The organism is Bacillus sp. JJ664 (genome assembly GCF_036962205.1).
Lineage (GTDB): Bacteria > Bacillota > Bacilli > Bacillales > Bacillaceae_G > Gottfriedia.
Genome location: NZ_JBALMS010000168.1, coordinates 1 through 296, shown reverse-complemented (window position 1 = coordinate 296; position 296 = coordinate 1). Strand labels below are relative to the sequence as shown.

The window sequence follows — 296 nt, the reverse complement described above, 5'->3', positions numbered from 1 at the left end:
CAAAATTCCAAAATCCAACCTTTTTCTTGGTCTACATAACCTATGATATCTGTTCCCTGTTCCACTCTCTTGTAATAATTATGTCCATATGCTTTTATCGCTTTTTTAATAGGATCGTTTAATTTAATACCGTTGAATGTTTCCGATGTCTTATTACTAAACATAATCCGTGTAATTTTAAGATTTTTCTTATCTACAGCAATAATATTTTTTTTTATACGATAATAAGTATAATCATCACTGTCCATATGTTTTACAGGTTCACCAAATCTATGAATAAATTTATCATCCATTTT

At 27.7% G+C, this 296-nt stretch carries 1 pseudogene; it reads right to left on the bottom strand.

What is annotated here, in order from left to right:
* Nucleotides 1-296 (bottom strand): annotated as a pseudogene (locus V7056_RS19330) (hypothetical protein); the annotation flags it as partial.